The sequence below is a fragment of the Aquipseudomonas ullengensis genome (assembly GCF_014174475.1).
GTDB lineage: Bacteria > Pseudomonadota > Gammaproteobacteria > Pseudomonadales > Pseudomonadaceae > Aquipseudomonas > Aquipseudomonas ullengensis.
This window is the reverse complement of sequence record NZ_JACJUD010000001.1, coordinates 149,564-171,688: the sequence shown is the minus strand read 5'-3', so window position 1 is coordinate 171,688 and position 22,125 is coordinate 149,564. Positions and strand designations below refer to the sequence as shown.

At 59.1% G+C, this 22,125-nt stretch carries 16 protein-coding genes and 1 pseudogene; 12 read left to right on the top strand and 5 right to left on the bottom strand.

Features of this window, described 5'->3' with window-relative positions:
- Positions 1–119 precede the first annotated feature (119 nt).
- From H3H51_RS00755 to H3H51_RS00745, 3 genes are all read left to right on the top strand, one after another.
- Positions 120–464 carry a DUF3509 domain-containing protein gene (locus tag H3H51_RS00755; protein ID WP_183087106.1) on the top strand — a complete coding sequence of 115 codons (345 nt, stop codon included), beginning with the start codon at positions 120–122 and terminating at the stop codon, positions 462–464.
- 83 nt (positions 465–547) lie between these two features.
- A complete protein-coding gene (locus H3H51_RS00750) occupies positions 548–760 on the top strand; it encodes a hypothetical protein (protein ID WP_183087105.1) in 213 nt (70 codons plus the stop codon).
- 311 nt (positions 761–1,071) lie between these two features.
- Complete coding sequence (locus H3H51_RS00745; RefSeq protein WP_328803623.1) at positions 1,072–2,169, top strand: GGDEF domain-containing protein; 1,098 nt, start codon at positions 1,072–1,074, stop codon at positions 2,167–2,169.
- Positions 2,170–2,227: 58 nt separating this feature from the next.
- Here H3H51_RS00745 and H3H51_RS00740 read toward each other — a convergent pair whose 3' ends face one another.
- Positions 2,228–3,481 carry an OprD family porin gene (locus tag H3H51_RS00740; RefSeq protein WP_183087104.1) on the bottom strand — a complete coding sequence of 418 codons (1,254 nt, stop codon included), beginning with the start codon at positions 3,479–3,481 and terminating at the stop codon, positions 2,228–2,230.
- Positions 3,482–3,595: 114 nt separating this feature from the next.
- On the bottom strand, positions 3,596–4,924 hold the full coding sequence (locus tag H3H51_RS00735) for an MFS transporter (RefSeq protein WP_183087103.1): 1,329 nt from the start codon (positions 4,922–4,924) through the stop codon (positions 3,596–3,598).
- A 600-nt stretch (positions 4,925–5,524) separates the two neighbouring features.
- Between H3H51_RS00735 and quiC the strand changes: the two genes are divergently transcribed.
- A complete protein-coding gene (gene quiC / locus H3H51_RS00730; protein WP_183087102.1) occupies positions 5,525–7,435 on the top strand; it encodes a 3-dehydroshikimate dehydratase QuiC in 1,911 nt (636 codons plus the stop codon).
- A 120-nt stretch (positions 7,436–7,555) separates the two neighbouring features.
- A complete protein-coding gene (locus H3H51_RS00725) occupies positions 7,556–8,227 on the top strand; it encodes a TetR/AcrR family transcriptional regulator (protein WP_183087101.1) in 672 nt (223 codons plus the stop codon).
- 51 nt (positions 8,228–8,278) lie between these two features.
- On the opposite strand, the gene H3H51_RS00720 is transcribed toward H3H51_RS00725, so the two are convergent.
- The 3 genes and pseudogenes from H3H51_RS00720 to H3H51_RS00710 all read right to left on the bottom strand — a co-directional run.
- Positions 8,279–9,139, bottom strand: coding sequence for a shikimate dehydrogenase (locus H3H51_RS00720; RefSeq protein ID WP_183087100.1), 861 nt, complete (start codon positions 9,137–9,139; stop codon positions 8,279–8,281).
- A gap of 4 nt (positions 9,140–9,143) precedes the next feature.
- Entirely contained in the window at positions 9,144–9,584 is a 441-nt protein-coding gene (gene aroQ / locus H3H51_RS00715; RefSeq protein ID WP_183087099.1) for a type II 3-dehydroquinate dehydratase, read from the bottom strand.
- A 919-nt stretch (positions 9,585–10,503) separates the two neighbouring features.
- Positions 10,504–10,904: pseudogene (locus H3H51_RS00710) on the bottom strand (transposase); the annotation flags it as partial.
- A gap of 50 nt (positions 10,905–10,954) precedes the next feature.
- Between H3H51_RS00710 and H3H51_RS00705 the strand changes: the two are divergent.
- From H3H51_RS00705 to H3H51_RS00675, 7 genes are all read left to right on the top strand, one after another.
- Positions 10,955–11,170: a helix-turn-helix domain-containing protein gene (locus tag H3H51_RS00705; RefSeq protein ID WP_456237007.1), complete on the top strand. Its 216-nt coding sequence runs from the start codon at positions 10,955–10,957 to the stop codon at positions 11,168–11,170.
- An 82-nt stretch (positions 11,171–11,252) separates the two neighbouring features.
- The gene (locus tag H3H51_RS00700) at positions 11,253–13,481 is read left to right on the top strand and encodes a type I restriction-modification system subunit M (protein WP_183087097.1); all 2,229 of its coding nucleotides are present in this window, start codon (positions 11,253–11,255) and stop codon (positions 13,479–13,481) included.
- Positions 13,478–14,692 (top strand): restriction endonuclease subunit S domain-containing protein, encoded by a 1,215-nt coding sequence (locus tag H3H51_RS00695; RefSeq protein ID WP_183087096.1) that lies wholly within the window; start codon positions 13,478–13,480, stop codon positions 14,690–14,692. Before H3H51_RS00700 ends, H3H51_RS00695 begins: the two co-directional genes overlap by 4 nt.
- On the top strand, positions 14,689–16,104 hold the full coding sequence (locus H3H51_RS00690) for an AAA family ATPase (protein ID WP_183087095.1): 1,416 nt from the start codon (positions 14,689–14,691) through the stop codon (positions 16,102–16,104). Before H3H51_RS00695 ends, H3H51_RS00690 begins: the two co-directional genes overlap by 4 nt.
- Positions 16,105–16,731, top strand: coding sequence for an HNH endonuclease family protein (locus H3H51_RS00685; RefSeq protein WP_183087094.1), 627 nt, complete (start codon positions 16,105–16,107; stop codon positions 16,729–16,731).
- Positions 16,728–19,763, top strand: coding sequence for a type I restriction endonuclease subunit R (locus H3H51_RS00680; RefSeq protein ID WP_183087093.1), 3,036 nt, complete (start codon positions 16,728–16,730; stop codon positions 19,761–19,763). Before H3H51_RS00685 ends, H3H51_RS00680 begins: the two co-directional genes overlap by 4 nt.
- A 56-nt stretch (positions 19,764–19,819) precedes the next feature.
- Positions 19,820–21,937 (top strand): DUF4357 domain-containing protein, encoded by a 2,118-nt coding sequence (locus H3H51_RS00675; protein WP_183087092.1) that lies wholly within the window; start codon positions 19,820–19,822, stop codon positions 21,935–21,937.
- Positions 21,938–22,125: the final 188 nt, after the last annotated feature.

The window sequence follows — 22,125 nt, the reverse complement described above, 5'->3', positions numbered from 1 at the left end:
TGCACACGTCGATGGGCAGGTGATTATTCCAAGATATTGAAATATAAGGGGATATTTTTATTCGGTGGCTGGCACAGGCACTGCAATGGTTACTGCTCTAACTAAGGGAGCGTGGCCTGATGAACAATCTGAACCAAGAGCTGTCGACTGAATTTTCCGATTACCAGGTAGCTATCAAGCCGCGTCCGGACGGCAAGCTGCTGCTGACCCTGCACCGGGGCGGCGAGTTGGTGGTCAACCGAGCCATCGAGCGCGAGGCCATGCAGTCCAAGGCCTGCCTGCACAGCGCGATTCGCGAGCTGGTGCGTGACATCAAGCTGGAGGCCGGCGAAGTCACTTGCCAGGGCGATACCAGCCAGTGGCTGTACCGCGAGCTGCCCACGTTCACCGGCGCGCCGATTTGTCAGACCGTGGCCAAGACCCTGGTGCGCCGTCGCAAGCTGGAACTGTGTGGCGCTCGCTAGTGGGCTGCATGGCAGATGACAGTTGGGCAGAAGAATCTAGGGTATAGGTGTCAGACACCGCGTTGCTGCCTGGGAACCGCCCTATGAGAACGATCGTCAGCCGCGAGCCCTGGTGGGCCAAGCCACCCCTGCCGGGCGAAGAAGAAATGCACCTCGACTGGGGCTATCTGGTGCTCTACGACGACGGCCAATTCGAGTTTGACCCCCAGCGTCCCAGCGACGAGGAAATCCGCAACCGCAAGGGTTGTCGGGTTCATCATTCCGAGCCGGAGCCCAGCGCCAGGTCGAGCTTCTGAGCCGGGTGACGTGGCCCTTAACTCGGGCATAAGAGCCATGCTCCGGCTATGTGTTGCATAGGGTTCACCGCTCACAGCCAGGGCAGTGCTGCCTAACGCTTGCGCAGGCCTGGCGAGGGATAGGCCAGCTGCCTGGGGGCGAGCGGTCGAGAGGGCATTGCATCACGAGGGCCGCTGCGGCCGTCATCGCGCTATTGGATTTCCTACCCAGCCCCAGACCGAAGCCAAGCAAAAATGGCCTCCAGGCCCCTACATCCGGCAATGCACAACGTCGTATCCTGTAGCATGATGGCCATTTGACAGGGGCGGTGGTGACGTTGATCAGTACGCTGAAACGCTTATTGGATCCGCTGTACGGGATTCCGGAAACGGCCCGCGAGGAGTTCGTCGCCTGGTACCGGCAGGCCAGGGTTCCGCAGATCCGCTATGTCGCGTTCCTGACGACCGTGCTGTACCTGATCTATGCCGCCACGGAGCAGAATGTGGCCGGCGAGCAGCAAGGGCTGCGACTCTTCGTACACGGTGTTCTGGTGTCTGCCGCGCTGCTGGCCGTTGGCGTGATGAGCTTTTACAGCGCCTGGTATCGACCGATGTTGTGGCTGTTGAGCACAGCCCCCATCGGTGCGGTAGCCGCGAACCTGTATTTCAACAGCCAGCAGGGCGATTTCGCCTACTACGTCCCCGAGATCTACCTGAACCTCATGTGGACCTTCACCGTTTCGGGTCTGGCGCTGCGTCAGGCTACGCTGACGGCGTCCATTTCGGTGCTGCTGATCCTCGCGGTCACGCTGGGCAGCTCCCTGGAACCTGGGGTTCAGCGCCTTCATCTGGTGTGGATTCTGGCGTGCGTGTCCTTTGGCTTTCTCAGTGCCTTCGTGCTGGAGAAAGCCCACAAGACCATGTTCCTCAACCAGAGCCGCCTGGCCCTGAGTGCCAGCATCGATGGCCTGACCGGGCTGTGGAACCGCGCCCGGATCGACCAGTTCTTTGCCGAGGAAGTCGCCCGGGCCAACCGTTACGGCACGCCGTTCTCCCTGATCCTGATCGACATCGACCACTTCAAGAGTGTCAACGACACGCATGGGCATACCGTCGGCGATACGGTTTTGCGGCAGTTCGCGGCGTTGTTGCGCGACAACGTCAGGTCAGTCGACAAGGTTGGTCGCCTGGGGGGCGAGGAGTTCCTGATCGTCCTGCCGGAGGCCAATGAGCAGCAGGCGCAGGCGGCGGCCCGCACGTTGCAGCAGCGCATCAACGGCTTCGACTTCGACACCGTCTGCCGCAGGACGGCCAGCTTCGGTGTCACCCAGTTTCTCGCGGAGGAAGGCTTGCACAGCATGCTGGAGCGCGTCGACCGGGCTTTGTACCGGGCCAAGGAAAATGGCCGCAACCGCATCGAGGCGCTCTGAGCGGGAGGGCGTTGAGGGGCGGCCGAAGGCAATGGCTGCACTTGGCCGCCGGCGGGTTTCACAGCAGCGAGAAGGGGTAGCTGATGATCAGACGGTTCTCGTCGAAGCTCTTGCTGCCTTCCCAGTCGCGGCGCAGGGTCGAGTTGCGCCACTTGAGCGACAGGCTCTTCAAGGCGCCGCTTTGCACCACATAGGCCAGTTCTGATTCACGGCCCCACTCCTTGCCATCGGTCACGCTGCCGCTGTGCACATTGTCGCCACTGATATAGCGCGTCATCAGGGTCATGCCCGGCAGGTTCCAGCCGATCAAGTTGTAGTCGTAGCGCAGTTGCCAGGAGCGTTCCTCGGCGTTGTCGTAGCTGCTGTTGTAGCTGTCGTTGGCCAGGGTGCCGCCGCTGGTGCCGTTGACGCGCATCCAGGCATCGTCGCCGCTGAGCTGCTGCAGGCCGACATAGAGGGTGTGGTTGCCGGTCTTGGCCGAGAGCAGGCCGTAGACCGTCTGGTTGTCCAGTTCGCCAGCCCGCGCGCTGCCGTTTTCCCGGCCAGTGAAGTAGCCCAGGTTGGCACCGAGTACCCAGTTGCCCAGCGGCTGGCTGTGTACCAGGTTGAAGAACTGCTGCTGGTAGATGTCAGCCAGCTCGGCGTACCAGACGCCGACCAGGGTGCGCTTGTCGTTGAAGGTGTATTCGCCGCCGGCGAAGTTGAATTCGTCGGAAGTGAAGGCGGTTTTGCCGTTCATCGACAGGTCTTCCAGGCTGCCGTCGTCACGCGGGCTGTTGCCGTCGAACTGGCCGCCATAAAGAGTCAGGCCGGTAATTTCCTGGGAGGTGAGCTGGCCGCCCCGGAAGGTCTGCGGCAGCGAACGGCCGTCGTCGGAACGCAGGATCGGCAGCACCGGCATCCACTCGCCGATTTTCAGTTCGGTATTGGACAGCTTCAGCTTGCCGGCCACGGCCAGGCGGCCGAAATCGTCGGCCGGACCGCTGTCGTGCACCGGCAGCAACTGGGTGCCGGCGGTGCCGCGGCCGCCATCGAGCTTGAGCGAGTACAGGCCGAGCACGTCGAGGCCGAAGCCGACGGTGCCCTGGGTGTAGCCGGAGCGGGCGTCGAGGATGAAGTTCTGCGTCCATTCCTCGGCGTAGTTCTGCGCCGAGTCGCCGACGAAATTCCGGTTCATGTAGAAGTTGCGCAGATTCAGGCTGACCTTGGCGTCTTCGCTGAAACCGCCTTCGGCGACAGCGGGCAGGGCGGCCAGGCCTACTGCCAGGCTTAGCGGGGCGGCAAACAGGGTGCGGTTGCGCAGGTGCTTCATGGTCGATCGTGCCTCGATATTGTTGTTTTCCAGGGCGGGCAAGGCCCGGTCTGCGTGCTGCAGGTCGGTGAGCGTGGGGGCCGGGCAGGAGGCCTGTCGCAGGCCTCCCGGGGATTACGCGCCGAGCTTGCGCGGGGCCATGAAGTACAACCAGGTGAGTGCGAGGAAGTACATGGTCGGGATCAGGGTGAACAGCACGGCATAGTTGTTGTTGGTGGCGGTCAGCACGTGGCCGACGATCTGGGTCATGAACATGCCGCCGATCGCCGCACACATGCCGCCGAAACCGAACACCGTGCTCATCATGTGCTTGGGCGTGTAGTCCATCACCAGGCTCCAGATGTTGGCCGTCCAGGCCTGGTGCGCGCCGACGGCCAGGGAAATCGCCAGTACCGCGACCCACAGGTTGCTAGCGTTGGCGGCAAACACCACGCCGACGATGGTGCAGGCGAAGGCCAGCATCGACAGCAGGCGAGCCGAGGTGGCGCGCATGCCGCGGCCGATCAGCCAGGACGAGAGGATGCCGCCACCGATGCTGCCGAAGTCGGCGGTCAGCCAGATCAGGATCAGCGGAATGCCCATCTGGGTGACGCTGATGCCCAGGTTGTACTGCTGGTTGAGGAACGGCGGCAGCCAGTACAGGTAGAACCAGAACACTGGCGCGGTCATCGAGAAGGCCACGGCAAACGCCCAGGTGCCGCGCATGCGCAGGATGGCGCTGAGCGGTACCTTGGCTGCTTCCGGCTCGGCTTCCTGGTTGATGTAGTCCAGCTCGCTCTGTTTGACCGTGGGGTGCTCTTCCGGGTTGAAGTAGTTGAGTGCCCAGAACACCAGCCAGACGCAACCCAGCAGGCCCATGGCGATAAAGGCCGCCTGCCAGCCCCAGACCGTGAGGATCAGCGGCAGCAGCGCCGGGGTCAGCATGGCGCCGACGTTGGTGCCGGCGTTGAAGATGCCGGCGGCAATCGCCCGCTCGCCCGCCGGGAACCAGGTCCGTGTGGTCTTCACGCAGGCGGGGTAGTTGGCGGCCTCGGTCAGGCCGAGGATGAAGCGGCAGAGCATGAAGCCGACTGCCGAGGTGGCCAGCCCGTGGGCGCCGGTGGCCAGGCTCCAGCACAGCACGGCCAGGAAGAAGGCGCGCTTCACACCAACCTTGTCGATGAAGCGGCCCTGCAACAGGAAGCCGACGGCATAGCCGACCTGGAACCAGAAGTTGATGTTGGCGTAGTCCATCGCCGTCCAGCTCATTTCCTTGGCCAGGATCGGCTGCATGATGCCCAGTGCGGCGCGGTCGATGTAGTTCAGGGTGGTGGCGAAGAACACCAGGGCGAGCATGCCCCAGCGGGTCTTGCCGACGGCGAAGGCGCCGCGAATCTTGCTGCCGATACCGCCCTGGGAGGCGGCGACCTGTGCGGTGGCGGAGGAGCTTTGCGCATGGATCATGAGTGTGGCCATCCGATCAAAGACTGCATGGGCGATACCCGCAGTCGTGACTTTGACGCGTTCTGGTCCGGCTCGGGAAAGCAGTTGCCTCAACCTCGGTGGAATCTGTCCGCCAGGTGAGGGCGCGCGAGCTGGGCCTGCTGGTTGCGAACTGCCGGGCGCTTCAGGCGCCGGCTGCGTGCGCTCTGGGCTGCGCAGACGAGGGATGGCGAGTGGGGGCGTGGGCTGGGTGAGCGTTGCTTGGGCGCATGGACAGTTACCTGATTCTTGAAATTGTTATGGCATTGCTTGGGTGGCTGCTGCATTTCACCGACAGATGCTGGCAAGGCAAGTTGGCCTGCGGCGATGGCAACGTGAGAACGATGTTGCGCACTGATCGAAAAAGCGTCAATTCGATAAACGGCCTTTTGTTCGATAATCGAACGTAAAACTAACTGGTTCGTACACTTTAGTTTGCCCTAGGAAACGCCCGCGCGAATAATCATTTCAGCCTGACCTGCATCCGCTTCGTGTGCCTGCCAACCTGTCCTGGGCAAGCTGCTGCAGAGGCTTCGAGTGCACCGCCGCCGGTGGTGCACACCACCCAACAGGAGCTGAAGCATGCAGCGTTCGATTGCCACCGTTTCCCTTAGCGGTACCCTGCCGGAAAAACTCGAAGCCATTGCTGCTGCCGGTTTCGACGGCGTGGAAATCTTCGAGAACGACTTGCTCTACTACGCCGGCAGCCCGCGCGATGTGCGGCAGATGTGCGCCGATCTGGGCATCGCCATCACCCTGTTCCAGCCGTTCCGTGACTTCGAAGGTTGCCGCCGCGACCGCCTGGCGAAGAACCTCGACCGCGCCGAGCGCAAGTTCGACCTGATGCAGGAGCTGGGCACCGACCTGGTGCTGGTGTGCAGCAACGTGGCGGCCGACTCCCTCGGCGACGAGGCCATCCTGGTCGACGACCTGCGCCTGCTGGCCGAGCGCGCCGGCGCTCGCAACCTGCGCATCGGCTACGAGGCCCTGGCCTGGGGGCGCCATGTGAACACCTGGCAGCAGGTGTGGAACCTCGTGCGCCAGGCTGATCATCCGGCCCTCGGCGTGCTGCTGGACAGCTTCCATACCCTGTCGCTCAAGGGCGATCCCCAGGGTATTGCCGAGATTCCCGGCGACAAGATCTTCTTCGTGCAGATGGCCGACGCGCCGCTCCTGGCCATGGACGTGCTGGAGTGGAGCCGGCACTTCCGCTGCTTCCCGGGGCAGGGCGAGTTCGACCTGGCCGGCTTCCTCGCGCCCATCCTCAAGAGCGGCTACAACGGCCCGCTGTCGCTGGAGATCTTCAACGACGGCTTCCGCGCCGCGCCGCCACGGGCCAATGCTGCCGACGGCCTGCGCTCGTTGCTGTATCTGGAGGAGAAAACCCGCCAGCGCCTGGAGAAGGAAGCGGCCCTGCCGGCTGATCCGCAGCTGCTGTTCGCCCCACAGCCGGCCAGTCGCTACGACGGCGTGGAGTTCCTCGAATTCGCCGTGGACGAGGCCCAAGGCGCCAAGCTGGCCGGCTGGCTGGAGCGCCTGGGCTTTGCCCGTAGCGGCCAGCACCGCTCCAAGGCTGTCAGTCTGCTCAGCCAGGGCGATATCAAGATCGTGCTGAATGCCGAACCGTATTCCTTTGCCCACAGCTTCTTCGAGGCCCACGGCCCGTCGCTGTGTGCCACCGCCCTGCGGGTCAAGGACGGCGCCGCGGCCCTGGAGCGCGCGCGCGCCTTCAAGGGCCAGCCCTACCGTGGCCTGGTCGGCCCTAACGAACGCGAGATCCCGGCCGTGCGTGCGCCGGACGGCAGCCTGATCTACCTGGTGGAACCCGCCGAGCCGGGCCGCACCATCTACGACAGCGACTTCATGCTCGACAGCCAGGCCGCTGCCGGCGGTGGCCTGCAACGCATCGACCATATGGCCATGGCCCTGCCGGCCGACAGCCTGGACAGCTGGGTGCTGTTCTACAAGAGCCTGCTGGACTTCGAGGCAGACGACGAAGTGGTGCTGCCGGACCCTTACGGCCTGGTCAAGAGCCGCGCCATCCGCAGCCGCTGCAGCAGCGTGCGCCTGCCGCTGAATGTCTCGGAGAACCGCAACACGGCGATTTCCCATGCGCTGTCCAGCTACCGGGGTTCGGGCGTGCACCATATCGCCTTCTCCTGTGCGGACATCTTTGCCGAGGTCAGCCGGGCCAAGGATGCCGGCGTGCCGCTGCTGGACATCCCGCTGAACTACTACGACGACCTGGCCGCGCGCTTCGACTTCGACGACGAGTTCCTCAGCGAGCTGGCCTACTACAACGTGCTGTACGACCGCGATGCCCAGGGCGGCGAGCTGTTCCACGTATACACCGAGGCGTTCGACGAGCGTTTCTTCTTCGAGATCATCCAGCGCAAGAACGGTTACGTCGGCTATGGCGCAGCCAACGTTGCGGTGCGCCTGGCGGCCATGGCCAAGAGCCGCAGCGGAGTGGCGCGCCAAGCCCGGCTCTGAGTGCCGGGCCGGGCAGCTGCGCCGGTGGCTGCCCAGCCGGGTGCACGCCGCGGCGCGGGCGTCTTCCTTCGGTCTGGCGTCACGGCCATAATCGGCGCCATCAGACTTGGCCGTGAGCCCATGACAATGACCACCGAATTGCTCGAGCCTGCGCTCGACGTCCCGCGCAAGGGCCGCAAGAACAACCCGGAGAAAACCCGCGAGGACATCCTACGTGCGGCCATCGCCGAATTCGTCAGCCAGGGCCTGTCCGGCGCGCGGGTCGATGCCATCGCCGAGCGCACCAAGACCTCCAAGCGGATGATCTACTACTACTTCGGCAGCAAGGAACAGCTGTATGTCGAGGTGCTGGAGAAGCTCTACGGCGATATCCGCCGCACCGAAGGCCACCTGCACCTGGCCGAGCTGGAGCCGCGCGAGGCGATCCGCCGGCTGGTGGAATTCACCTTCGACCACCACGACCGCAACGTCGATTTCGTGCGCATCGTCTGCATCGAAAACATCCACTACGGCGAGAACGTCAAGCAATCCTCCACCATCCGTGCGATGAGCCAGAACGTGCTGCAACTACTCGACGAGACCCTGCGCCGGGGCGAGGCCGGCGGCGTGTTTCGTCCGGGCCTGCAGGCGGTGGACGTACACCTGCTGATGAGTTCGTTCAGTTTCTACCGGGTGTCCAATCGGCACACTTTCAGCCATATCTTCCAGGTCGACCTGGCCGAAGACGCGGCGCTCAAGGCGCGGCACAAACAGGTGATCTGCGAGGCCGTGCTGGGCTACCTGCAGGCTTGATCTTCAGCCTTGGGCGGCGGGCCATGGCGGTTGACGCCACGGCCGCATTCATCAGCCGTTCATGCTGTGAAAGTGCGCCTGCATGCGCTCGGCATCGGCGACCGCGCCGCTGAACAGCTCGAACGCCTTGACCGCCTGGAACACCGCCATCGTGCCGCCATCCAGGGTGCGGCAGCCGAGGGCGCGGGCGTGTTTGAGCAGCTCGGTTTCCAGTGGGAAGTAGATGATCTCCGCCACCCACAGGCCGGCGTGCAGGTACGCGGCCGGCAGCGGCATGCCGGGCAGCTTGGCCATGCCCACCGGGGTGGTGTTGACCAGGCCGTCGGCGGCGGCCACCGCGCCGGCCAGGTCAACACCGACCAGGGCGCGGCCGTTGCCGAAGTGGGCGTTGAGGTTGTCCACCAGGCCCTGGGCGCGGCTTGGGTCGACTTCGAAGACCGTCAGTTGCTCGACCCCTTCGCTGAGCAGGGCATGCGCCACCGCGGCGCCGGCACCACCGGCGCCCATCTGCACCACGCGGCGCCGGTCAACATCGCCCAGGCCACGCCGCAAACCTTCGGCAAAGCCCAGGCAATCGGTGTTGTGACCCACGCGCTTGCCATCCTTGAGTACCACGGTGTTGACCGCGCCGATGCCGCGCGCCTCGTCCGACAGCTCGTCGAGCAGCGGGATGATCGCCTGCTTGCAGGGGAAGGTGATGTTGAGGCCGGTGAAACTCATCAGCTCGGCGCCCTTGAGCAACTCGGGCAGGGCATTGAGGTCCAGCTTGAGGGCGTCCAGGTCGATCAGCCGGTACAGGTAGCGCATGCCCTGGGCAGCGCCTTCGTGCTCATGCAGGGCGGGGGTGCGCGAGGCCTGGATACCGGCGCCAATCAAACCGGCGAGGATGGCTTTCTGGGTGGTCTGGGGCATGGCGTCAGGCTTTCAGCAGGTGGGCGAAATGCTCGATGGCCAGGCGATAACCGTGGCTGCCGAAGCCGCACAGCACGCCGAGGGCAATGCCGGAAACAAACGAGTGGTGGCGGAAGGTTTCGCGCTTGTGCACGTTGGACAGGTGCACCTCGATCACCGGCAGCTCGCTGGCCACCAACGCATCGCGGATCGCCACCGAAGTGTGGGTCCAAGCCCCCGGGTTGATCACGATGCCGGCGCAGCGACCGCGCGCCTGGTTAATCCAGTCAATCAGCTCGCCTTCGTGGTTGGTCTGGCGAAACTCCAGTTTCAGCTCGTGCTGGCTGGCCGTGCGCTGGCACAGCTGGCCGATGTCGGCGAGGGTTTCATGGCCGTAGGTCGCCGGCTCGCGTGTGCCCAGCATGTTGAGATTCGGGCCGTTGAGCACCAGCAGGGTGTGATTCATTGCAATGACCTTTGTTTGTTGTTGTGCGGTTGTTGCAGGCGCAAGACGCCTTTGAAATAAAAATGTACCAAATGGTTAGTTTGGTCAATTGGCCGAATGCTGCATGGAGGTGCAGAGGGGAGAGGTGGAAGGCTGCGTGAACCGGTTTCGGGCGTACCAGGCCTTGCAGCATTGGCTCTGGCGGGCTGTCGCTACGTGCCTGTCATGGCCTGAAAGCCTGTTCGATTAACGCCCGATTTGTGCGGTCGTGATCAGACAAAGGCCAGCACCACGGTCGAAAACTGGCACCCCTCACCCAGCTCCGAGGGGGCATGCCAGCCTGTTCAGTAAGAGCAGACCTATTCGCACGTTGGCTGCAGGGGGATACATGTGGGGATACACGGCGGGGAATGCTGTGTAGGCGTCAAGGCGTGTGCGGAAACAAGAAAGCCCGCACTAGGCGGGCTTTTCAGGGGTTTTTCCGGTCATGTTGGAACATGTGGAAACTTGCATTTGCCGGGGTCTTTTGAACTGAACGTATAACACAATGTTTTATAGGGTTTTTTCTATGTGGAAAAACGACAGGCATACATGCTGGCATACACGATGCCGGCTATTGGCCTGTCTTGCGCCTCGTTTGCTTGCCTCTTGATCAATATTTTTCTGGCCAAGCTGATCGAATAAGCACTTCCCAAGACACTCAGCGTCCCATGCGGACTTTTTTCCTTCTCGCCGTTGGTTCTGGAAATGCACATTTCCATAGATACCTGGCTGATGCCCCGAACCTCGAAAAGCATCTGAATCGGCGCCCTACTTTGCGAGGCAGGGTGTCCACTACCGGACCTTGGTTTGCGGTCCCGTTTCCTAACAGACCGATTCCCAGGTAACTGATTTAGCGCTAACCAGCTCACTAACCTGTGCTCACTAACTAGATTGAGTACTACGTCGCCCTGGTGTCATCGGTGTGACGATAGCTCCGGTCGCCTTGGGTGGCGCCTGCATTCGCCAGTAAATGTCGGTGTGCCATCCATAGGTTCGACAGCGCGAACAGTGTCACCAACTGCGTCGTGTTCTTCACTAGGCAACGGAAGCACGTCTTCACATAACCGAGCTGGCGCTTGATCACCCGGAACGGGTGCTAGACCTTGGCGCGTACCTGCGTCTTGGCCTTCTCGATCTTGCGTTTGGCGTTGTACAGCGCGCTGCGCTTACTCAGCTTGCGGCGGGTAGTGATCGCCAGGTCACCTACCGGCCTTCATGTTCCGGGCGCTTCTCTACGCTGGTGTATCCCGCGTTGGAGCCGACCATGTTTTCCTCGCCGTGCAGCAGTTTGTCGACCTGTTAGACTTTCATCCAGTTTAAGCTACTTGAGACGCTTTTAATTGGAAGGCATGGCCATTATGACTGCTGAACCATGGGTTTCCGTCGATCAGGTCGCGCAGCACTTGGGTGTGGCCAGAGACACTGTTTACCGCTGGCGTGCGCATCGAGGGTTGCCCGCGCATCGTGTGGGGCGCCTATGGAAATTCAAGCTTTCTGAGGTGGACGACTGGGTATGCGCGGGTGGTGCCGATGATGGAGTTGGTGGCGTAGACGAGCCGAAATAAAAACTCAGAGCGCCGGACTCTCTGCCCACTAAGTCGCGGCCTATCGCCGTTCCAAACACCTTTTTTACATCGAGACGCACCTATGAGCGCAAACTTTCAACAACTCGCCAACTTCATCTGGTCCGTCGCTGATCTGCTACGCGGCCCGTATCGCCCGCCGCAGTACGAACGCGTGATGCTGCCGCTGACCGTGCTGCGCCGCTTCGATGCAGTGCTGGCGCCCACCAAGCAACTCGTCCTTGCCCGCTACGAAGCGCTGAACGGCAAAGAGCCCGCACTGGTGGACCGGGTATTGAACGAGGTTGCCAGGAACGAAGACGGCACGGCGCTAGGTTTTCACAACCATAGCCAGCTCGACTTCTACAAGCTCAAGGGCGATCCGGACAACATTGCTCGTCACCTCACTGACTACATCAACAATTTTTCGGAGAACGTCCGCAAGATTTTTGAGCGTTTTGATTTTGAAAAAGAAATCGAAAAGCTGGAAGAGTCCAACCGCCTCTATCAGGTCGTTTCCCAGTTTGCTGAAATCGACTTGCACCCCGGTCGCGTGGACAACATCACCATGGGACTGCTGTTTGAAGACCTGATCCGCCGCTTCAACGAATCAGCCAATGAAACAGCAGGGGATCACTTCACCCCGCGCGAGGTCATCCAGTTGATGGTCAACCTGCTGCTGGAGCCCGACACTAACGTGCTCACGCAAGAGGGCGTTATCGTCACCATCTGCGACCCAACTTGCGGTACGGGCGGTATGCTGGCCGAGGCCCAAAACTGGATACGTGCTCACAACGAGCAGGCCACCGTGAAGGTGTACGGGCAGGACTACAACCCGCGCTCCTACGCCGTGGCGGCCTCCGATCTCCTGATCAAGGGCCAGAAGGATAGTCGCGTCGAACTCGGTAACACGCTCACCGATGATCGCTTTGCCGACATGCAGTGGTTCGATTATCTGCTGGCTAACCCGCCGTTTGGGGTGGACTGGAAAGCCGAGAAAAAAGAGATCGACCGTTGGCCCGATTTCCGAGGTTACAAGGGCAAGTTGCCGCGCATCAATGATGGGGCCTTGCTCTTCTTGCTGCACATGATCAGCAAATTTGCCGACTACGAGCCGGGCAACAAGGATCTGCCCGGCTCGCGCGCTGCGGTCGTGTTTAACGGATCGCCGTTGTTCACTGGTGCCGCGGGCAGTGGCGAGAGCGACATTCGCCGCTGGATCATCGAGCGCGATATGCTCGAAGCCATCGTCGCCCTGCCGGAGCAGATGTTCTACAACACCGGCATCGGTACCTTCGTCTGGGTGGTGACCAACCGAAAGGCAGCTGGCCGCAAAGGCAAGATCCAGCTGATCGACGCACGCGAACGCTACACACCCATGAGGCGCAGCCTGGGCGACAAGCGCCGCTACCTTGAGCAGACCGCCATTGATGCCATTACCCGTGAGCATGGTTCGAGCTCAAGCGCAAAGTATTGGGTAAGGCTGGACAAGGACGATAAGCCCCTGGAGTGGCGTGAGTCGGCGCCGAAAGAGCAGGCACCCGAAGGTCAGAAGTGGAGCGAACGTGCTACCGCTCAGGTTCTCGACAACATTGACTTCGGCTACCGCCGCATCACCGTGCTGCGCCCCCTTCGCCTGCGCTTTGAGATCAATGATGAGGCGTGTGAACGTTTCCTCAATACCTGCCCCGAGCTGTACGACGCCCTGCAAGCTGTGCAGGAGCGACTTGGCAGCGAGCCGCATTTCGACTGGAACCAGGTGTGGGATGAGGTGCAGCAGGTATTCAAGCATCTGCCTCGCAATGTGGAAGGCTGGACGAAGGGTGCCAAGGGCACAGCGCAGAAGAAAATCTTCCGCGAGTGCTTCACCACGACCGATCCCGATGCCGCGTCGGTCATCGTCAAGCGCCACAAGAAGGGCGAGGTTTCCGTCAGCTCTGTACTGTTCCCGCAGCAGGCACTGCCTCCATTGGAGTCTAGTGAGCTGTATGGCCTGCTGGGGTTGTACGCCGAGGGCAACACCCTTGTGGAATACGAGCCCGATCCGGCGCTGAAGGATGCCGAGAACATTCCGCTGAAAGAGGACATCGTTAGCTACGTGCTGCGCGAGGTGAGCCCCTATGTGGCCGACGCTTGGATCGACCGCGAGACGCTAGACGAGCAGGATGGCGGCATCGGCAAGGTGGGTTACGAAATCAACTTCAACCGCGTGTTCTTCCAGTATCAGCCGCCGAGGCCGCTGGCCGAGATCGATGCAGAGCTGGCTGAGGTCGAGAAGCGGATTTTGAGCTTGCTGCGGGAGGTGACGGAGTGAACGAAGCCGCAGTTCGAGTGAAGTTTATCTGCCGCCTCGGGTATGGCGAGTCATTGCCAAAGGAAGAAGAGTTCGCCGGTGATGTGCCCGTATATGGGTCGAATGGACAGTACGCAACCACAGCTGCGAGAAATACCGAAGTGCCAGCCATTGTGTTGGGGCGCAAAGGGTCATACGGGAAAGTAAATTGGGCTTCTATGGGCTGCTTCGCTTCAGACACGACCTTCTTCGTCGATGAGCGTCTTACTACCACGAATCTTCGATGGCTATATTGGGGGCTGCAGACTCTGGGTTTGGATGAAGGTTCTCAAGAAGCAGCGATCCCCGGGCTTAATCGGGAATCTGTATATGAGGAACGAATATTACTTCCTTCATCGGCCCATCAAGCGTTCATCGCCAATTACCTAGATCGCGAAACCGCCCGAATCGATGATCTGATTGCCGAGAAGGAACGCATGCTATCGCTACTGAATGAAAAGCACGCCGCCCTTGTCAGTCATGCCGTCACCCGTGGCCTCAATCCTGACGCCCCGCTCAAACCAACTGGTCAGGAGTGGCTGGGCGAGATTCCGGCGCATTGGGAGCTGTGTCGCATCAAGTTCATTGCTGCTCGGCTGGATCAAGGTAGTTCTCCAGTCGCGGCAAACACCCAGGCGGGACCTGGCGAGCTAGGCGTATTGAAACTGAGTGCCGTTTCAAAAGGTCGATTCAACCGGGAAGAAAACAAGGCGCTCCGTGCGGCGGAAGAGGAAGATCAGTTCCTCGCGCTTCGCAAAGGGGATGTGCTCATAACTCGGGGAAATACGCCGGAGCTTGTGGCTGACGTTGCATGCGTCCAAAACGACGAGCCGAACTTGCTACTTCCAGACCTGATTTACAGGCTTCGGGTTCAGGAAGAAAAGATTCTTCCCGAGTACCTGACGTCTTTCCTAATTACAGCCAAAGCACGTGTTCAGATTCGTCGTGATGCACGGGGCTCAAGTGGATCGATGGTGAAGGTCTCACAAGGCCACGTGTTGGATTGGTTGACGCCGCTGCCCCCCGCTTCTGAGCAGACTGAGATAGTTAATAGCCTTCAGCGCGCAGAAGAGCGATTTCAGACAATGGCAAGAGAAGTTTCTTCTTCTTTGTCTTTGCTTCTTGAGTACCGTGCCGCGCTGATCTCCGCCGCCGTCACGGGCGAGATCCCGCTGGGGGAGATGAAAAATTGAAGCTGAAAAATTTAAGGCTGACAAACTTTCGTGGTTTTGAACGTCTGGATATCGATTTTGACGAGCACATGACTGTGATTGCAGGGGTTAATGGAGTCGGTAAGTCAACGATCCTGCAGGCAATCGCTATCGCGTATTCCCATGCCCTACCGGAGTTTACAGTTTCCAGAGAGAAACCGCTGCCAATACGCAACTCTGACATCCAACAAGGCAAGTCATCCTGCATTATAGAAATGGGAAGTGATGACTTGGAGGCTGCGTCGCTGATCGTGTTTCTTTCCAAGGAGGATCTTGACCGAAATGAAAAGCTGTCTCTTGAACACAAACAGTCCTTGATGAAGAAGGAGCTTTCTAGCCTAGAAAAGGGTTTGCCAAATTACAAGAATTTGAAAAATGCTATTTCCTGGATAGATAAGCGATTAGAGGGTGATTTCGAGAAGCGCTTGAACTGGCTATTTACCGACACCCATGAGTCAGAAGCACGACTAAAGCGGTACTTCAAAAGCAGCCCTGTACAGCCGTTGGTTACTTACTATTCGACGCACCGTTTGCTTTCGAGGCTGCCTCCAAAATTACAGGGTGAATTACCTTTTAAGCAGTCTGCCGCTTTCTCAAAAGCTCTGACGCAGCTTGAAATATCCCTCAACGAGTTTGCAAAGTGGCACCGTGCAATGAACTCGTCTCGGATTATTAGAAAAGACAGCCAACACGCTTCGCGTATCCTAAGTCATCTCCAAGAAGCAATCACTGGCCTCATGCCCCAGATCAAGGAGTTTTGGTTTCATGAGGGCAGTCCGCCTCGCTACTCCGTCATTAAAAGCGCAGCTCTTGATGAACAGGTTAATGGCGATAGGGCTGGAAAGCAGCTTTTTTTGGAGCAACTATCCGACGGAGAGCGAGGCTTGATTGCTTTGGTTTTCGATCTCACCCGTCGTCTAGCTGTTGCCAACCCGAATAGCCAAAATCCCATCGCGGAAGGTGAGGCGTTGGTGTTGATTGATGAGGTTGAACTGCACTTACATCCCAAATGGCAAAGAGAGGTGCTTCCACGGCTGCGCGATACTTTCAAGAGTTGCCAGTTTGTGGTTACTACTCATTCGCCGCAGGTTATTGGTGAAGTTGAGGCGCGGTGTGTGCGCTTTCTGGAGTACGTTGATGGCAATGTGAGCGTTACCATTCCAACTGAAGCGTATGGCATTGATTCAAATCGCATCTTGCAGGAGCTCATGGGCGCTCCTGTTCGCAACCGGCTGATAGACATTGAACTTAGAGCCCTCTTCAAACTGATTGACCAGGAGCGCTTCGACGAGGCCCGTGCCGCAATCGTGGTCCTTGAGCGCAAGCTGGGCGAAGACGAACCCGAGCTGACGAGGGCCAGTTCGCTGATCCACTTTCTGGAGGGCAGCGAGTAAATGCGAACCATCCAGAAAGGGCCGGAACCAGCCAGCCTGACCCAACATCGGAAGCAACCGCATGCCGACTACGACAACTATGCCAACAAGGAGGCCTTGCGGCAGGCCTTGGTGGCTGAGCAGCGTGGCTTGTGCTGTTACTGCCAGTCGCGTATCCGCGCCACGCCCGAGTGCATGAAGATCGAGCACTGGCAATGTCAAGCGCGTCACCAAGCAAGGCAGATCGACTTCAGCAACTTACACGGTGCCTGTCTTGGTGGTCATGGCCAGCCTGAGCGAAACCATCACTGCGACACACGCAAACGCAATGATGATTTGTGCTTCAGTGTGTGTGATCCCACCCATCCTATCGAGCGGCAGATCAAGTTTTTGGGCGATGGCCGCATTCAGTCTGATGATGAAGCCATCAACACAGGCTTGAACAAAGTGCTCAACCTCAACAGCTCTCGCCTTGTACGCAACCGCAAGGCCGTTCTCGACGCGTTCAAACAGCGGCTGGGAAAGGGCACCCTGAACGCAGCGCAAGAACTGAAGAGGTGGGATGGCACTCAGGCCGGTGATTTGCCGGAGTTTGCTCAGGTCATGGTGTTCTGGTTGGAAAAACGAATCGCAAGGATCGCAGTATGAAATCCACCTCCGAAGCCGCCTTTGAAACCGCTATCGAAGCGGTTCTGCTGGCCAACGGCTATGCCCGCATTGACGGCAAGGACTTTGACCGCGAGCGGGCGATCTTCCCCGCTGAGGCTCTGGCCTTCATCCGTGCCACCCAAGGCAAGGTGTGGGAAAAACTGGAGGCCTTGCACGGCGAGCAGACCGAGGCGAGGGTGGTGGAATCGCTGGTCAAGTGGCTGGATAGCCATGGTGCGCTGGCGACCCTGCGCCATGGCTTCAAGTGCTTTGGCAAGACGCTGCGCATCGCCTTCTTTCGCCCGGCCCACGGCTTGAACCCGGAGCTGGAGGCGCGCTACCAGGACAACCGGCTGGGGCTGACCCGGCAGCTGCACTTCAGTCCGAAGAGTGAAAAGTCGTTGGACGTGGTGCTGTCGGTCAACGGCATTCCTCTGGTTACGCTGGAGCTGAAGAATCCCTTGAGCGGGCAGACGGCCGCCAACGCCATTCGTCAGTACCGTCATGATCGCGACCCGCGAGAGCCGATCTTCGTTTTCAGCAAACGCACCCTGGTGCATTTTGCGGTGGACACCGAGGAGGCGCACATGGCCACTCGGATGGCGGGAACTTCCACCTACTTCTTGCCTTTCAATCGAGGGTTTGAGGGCGGCGCTGGCAACCCTCCCGATCCGGATGGTCGCAATTACAAGACCGCCTACCTGTGGGAAGAGGTGCTGCAGCGTGACAGCCTGCTTGATCTGCTCGCCCGTGTTTTGCATCTGAGTGTGGAAGAAAAGACCACGGACGAAGGCAAGAAGGTGCGCAAGGAAAGCCTGATCTTCCCACGCTACCACCAGTTGCAGGCGGTGCGCGCGATGGTGGAGGCAGCGGCCCGCGAGGGTGTCGGGCATAACTATCTGGTCGAGCATTCGGCAGGCAGCGGCAAGAGCAATACCATTGCCTGGTTGGCACATCGCCTCTCCAGTCTGCACAACCAACAGGATGAGCGGCTGTTCGATAGCGTGATAGTTATCACCGACCGGGTGGTGCTGGATCGCCAGTTGCAGAACACCATCTACCAGTTCGATCACCGGCAAGGTGTGGTGCAGAAAATCGATGAGGATTCGCGCCAGCTGGCCGAGGCGCTTGAAGCTGGCGTACCCATCATCATCACGACCCTGCAGAAGTTTCCGTTCGTCTCGGCACAGCTGGCCAGGCTGAATGAGGAGCGCAACGAGGAGAGCCGGAGCCATCTGCCCACGCGCAAGTACGCAGTCATTATTGACGAGGCGCACAGCTCGCAATCGGGCGAAACGGCCACTGAACTCAAAGGCGTGTTGGGTGGCGCGCAACTGCGCGACAAGGCGCTGGAAATGGCTATGGAAGAAGGTGAAGCCGATCTCGAACGCCTGTTCCGTTCTATGGCCAAACGCGGCCAGCAGCCTAACATGAGCTTTTTTGCCTTCACCGCCACTCCCAAGCACAAGACGCTGGCAATCTTTGGTCGTAATGGTGAGCCCTTCCATCGCTACACGATGCGGCAGGCGATTGAGGAGGGCTTTATCGAGGACGTACTGAAGAGCTACGTCACCTACAAGACCTATTACAAGCTGATCAAGAAGGCAGAAGAAGACCCTAGCGTTGAACGCAAGAAAGCGGCCAAAGCACTCGCTCGCTTCATGCGTTTGCATCCGCACAACATCGGCCAGAAAACCGAAGTGATGGTGGAGCACTTTCAGCATTTCACCCGCCACAAGATCGGAGGTCATGCCAAGGCCATGGTGGTGACGGGTTCGCGACTGGAGGCGGTGCGTTACAAGCAGGAATTCGACTGCTACATCAAGGAAAAGGGGTATCCAATAAAGAGTCTTGTGGCGTTTTCGGGCAGCGTGGAAGACGACAAAATCCCGGAAAAGCAATACACCGAAGTCGAAATGAACGATGGGCTCAAAGAAAAGGATCTGCCCGAAACCTTTACCAAACCGGATTTTCGCGTGCTGTTGGTCGCCGAGAAGTATCAGACCGGCTTCGATCAGCCGCTACTGCATACTATGTATGTCGACAAGCGTCTTTCAGGCATTCAGGCAGTCCAGACATTATCGCGTCTGAACCGTACCCATCCGCTCAAGGATGATACTTTCGTCCTGGATTTCGTGAATGATCCTCGCGAAATTCAGGAGGCTTTCCGCCAGTACTACGAAGGCTCTGTGATGGGGGAAGAGGTCGACCCTGACAAGCTGTACGAGGTGAAGGCTGAGCTCGATGCCTCCGGTATTTACTTGCAAGGCGAGGTGGCTGACTTCACTTGCGTCTTTTTCGCCCCGAAGCGCCGCCAGAGTCCAAGCGACCATAAAACCATGAACGCGATTCTTGACCGGGCGGTTACGCGTTTTGCGCAGTTTCAGGTTTCCGAGGAAGAGGAGGCAGAACTCTGGCGCGGAAAGCTGCAAGCCTTCCGCAATCTATACAGCTTCTTGAGTCAGGTGATTCCTTACCAAGACAGCGATCTGGAAAAGCTCTTCACCTATCTGCGACACCTTGCTCTGAAGCTGCCCAAGCGCAAGAGCGGGCCAGGCTATCAGTTCGATGAAGAGGTCGAGCTCGATTACTACAGGCTGCAAAAGATAAGCGAAGGCTCGATCAGCCTCAACGAGGGCTATGCCAAACCACTGGATGGCCCGCGCGAGGTTGGGTCAGGCATGGTTCGCGAAGAACATTTAGCCCTTTCGCGGCTCATTGACACCATCAACGAGCGCTTTGGTGGCGAGCTGAACGAAGCAGATCAACTCTTCTTTGACCAGATCGCGGAGGCGGCAAGTCTTAACGAATCCCTGCAAAAGGCTGCGGAAGTCAATTCGCTCGACAAGTTCCAGCTGGTGTTCAGGCAGGTGCTTGAATCCCTGTTTATCGAGCGGATGGAGCTAAATGAGGAGCTGTTTGCCGATTATATGAGCAAGCCTGAATTGCAGGAGCTGATCTCAAAATGGCTTGGAAGCCAGGTTTACGAACGGCTTTCAGCATCTCCGAAGGCTTTAAGCGGCCAGCCTTAGCAGCGAGCGCCTGACGCTCCCTCGGATGAGCAAGACCGGTAATCAATAGGAAAACTATGAGTCACTCTCTCAGCGCAAAGGAACAAGCACTCTCAAAAGTGTTTAGCGACGATTACGCCTTTACCATTCCTGGCTACCAGCGTCCTTACGCCTGGGGTGATGAGCAGGCCCAGGAGCTCTTAGATGATCTACTCAGCGCATTGCGAGATGCACCGGGGGCCTTGAGCGATTCCGTGCCCTACTTTCTCGGCAGCATTGTGCTAATTAAAAAGGAGTCTGCACCTGACTCAACGGTGGTGGACGGCCAGCAGCGTCTAACGACACTGACCTTGTTGCTGTCTGCCATTCGGGCAACAGTGCAGGACTCGGGAGTCCGTGCGGGCATCACTAAGCGCATCTACGAAATGGGCGATGTCGTATCAGCCACAGATGCGAGCTATCGACTTTCTCTGCGTGAGCGGGACCGTAATTTCTTTCGAGAGTATGTGCAGCATGAGGATGGGCTAGCCAATCTAGCGGACCTCAAGAAACCATTGCCGGACGCGCAGAGTCGTCTGCGTACCAATGCCCTTCTCTTTCTGAGGGAGCTCGCAAAGCTCGATCAGACCGAGCTTATCCGTCTGGTGCAGTTCGTTGTTACGCGCTGCTTCCTGGTAGTGGTATCCACCCCTGACCTTGACTCGGCCTATCGAATCTTCGGTGTGCTCAACAGTCGAGGCTTGGACCTTAGCGCTACGGACATTCTCAAGGCGGAAATCATCGGCGCATTGCCTGAGAAGCTGCGTGATGAGTACACCACCCGCTGGGAGAATCAGGAAGAGGAGTTGGGTCGGAGCCGATTCGGCGAACTGTTCAGTCATGTCCGCATGATCTACCGCAAGGCCAAACCACAAGGGACGTTGCTCAAAGAGTTCCGTGCCCACGTTACTGAGGCGTCACAGCCGCAAGCTTTCATGGACAAGGTTCTGGTGCCAATGGCGCAAGCCTACGCCGTGATCTGTGATGCCGATTACGCCAGCTATGAGCTGGCAGAAACCATCAATGGTCACTTGCGATGGTTGAACCGGCTGGAGTTCAAGGACTGGGTGCCACCGGCCTTGGCGTTCTACATTCGCCATCATGACGATCCGAAGGCGCTGTTGGCCTTTTTCAACGACCTGGAGCGTCTGGCCTATTCGATGCTGGTGCGGAAGATCGGTGTCAACGAACGCATCGAGCGTTTTTCCAAGTTGACCGAAGCTGTTGAAAAGGGCGATGACCTGAGTCCGGACTCTTCATCACTTCAATTGTCCCCCCTGGAGCAGGGGGATGCTTACGCAGCGCTCAATGGCTCGCTCTACGAGACCCATTCTTCGAAAGCGTTGGCTGTCCTGCTATTACGGCTGGATGCACTGTTGTCCGATGGAAGTGCGAGTTATCAGCACGACGTGGTTAGTGTTGAGCATGTAATGCCCCAGCAGCCTGCCACTGCCAGTCAGTGGCGTGAGTGGGTCAAGGAGCCTGAGAAGCATCAGCACTGGGTACACCGCTTGGGCAATCTTGCCCTGTTAAGCCGTAGGAAAAACAGTGCGGCCAGAAACTATGAGTTCAGTAAAAAGAAGACTGCTTACTTCACCAAGGGCGGTGTCAGCTCATTTGCGCTGACGACGCAGGTGCTGCAGCACGATGCTTGGACCGTTGCCGTGATGGAGAAACGACAGACTAACCTTCTAGGGCTGCTGGAGCAGCACTGGAGGCTGGAGGATCGGCTGAACAAAGCAGAGCAGGCAGCTCAGTTGTTGGCGGCTCAAGCGCAAGCAGAGGCTAATGCCGCATTTGAGCTCAAGCAAAGCAAATACGGCCTGATGGCCAGTGCCTACGAGATGGGCGAGGCATTTGTCGTATTGGCTGGTTCTAAGGCGCGTTCCGAATGGATTGGCGTATCTCATAATTATGCTGAGCTGCATGCCCAGCTTATAGCCGAGTGCGCCATTCAGCCCAATGGAAATCATGAGCTTTGGGCATTCACCCGCGATGTGGCGTTTAAAAGCCCTAGCGCAGCCGCTGCTGTGGTATTGGGGCGGGCAGACAATGGTCGCACCAGTTGGCTGCTACAAGGAACCACAGTTGACTACGGAACTTGGCTGGAGGGGCAGTCGGGTAACAAGCCTATCTCGGGGCGATTTGATCAATGATTTGTCATCAAGCACCGGATGTTTGAGGCGCTGACACTTGGACCCGATGCAGCTCAGCCCCTCGCAATGTTGACCTCGTTGCATTTGAGACTGGCTGGGTGACTCGTCTGTGTCCTTCCAGCCTTGCGTGCGAGCACGGCAGCGATTGATCTGAGGCGGCGGGTCTACAGCAACTCCCGCCGCCAGTG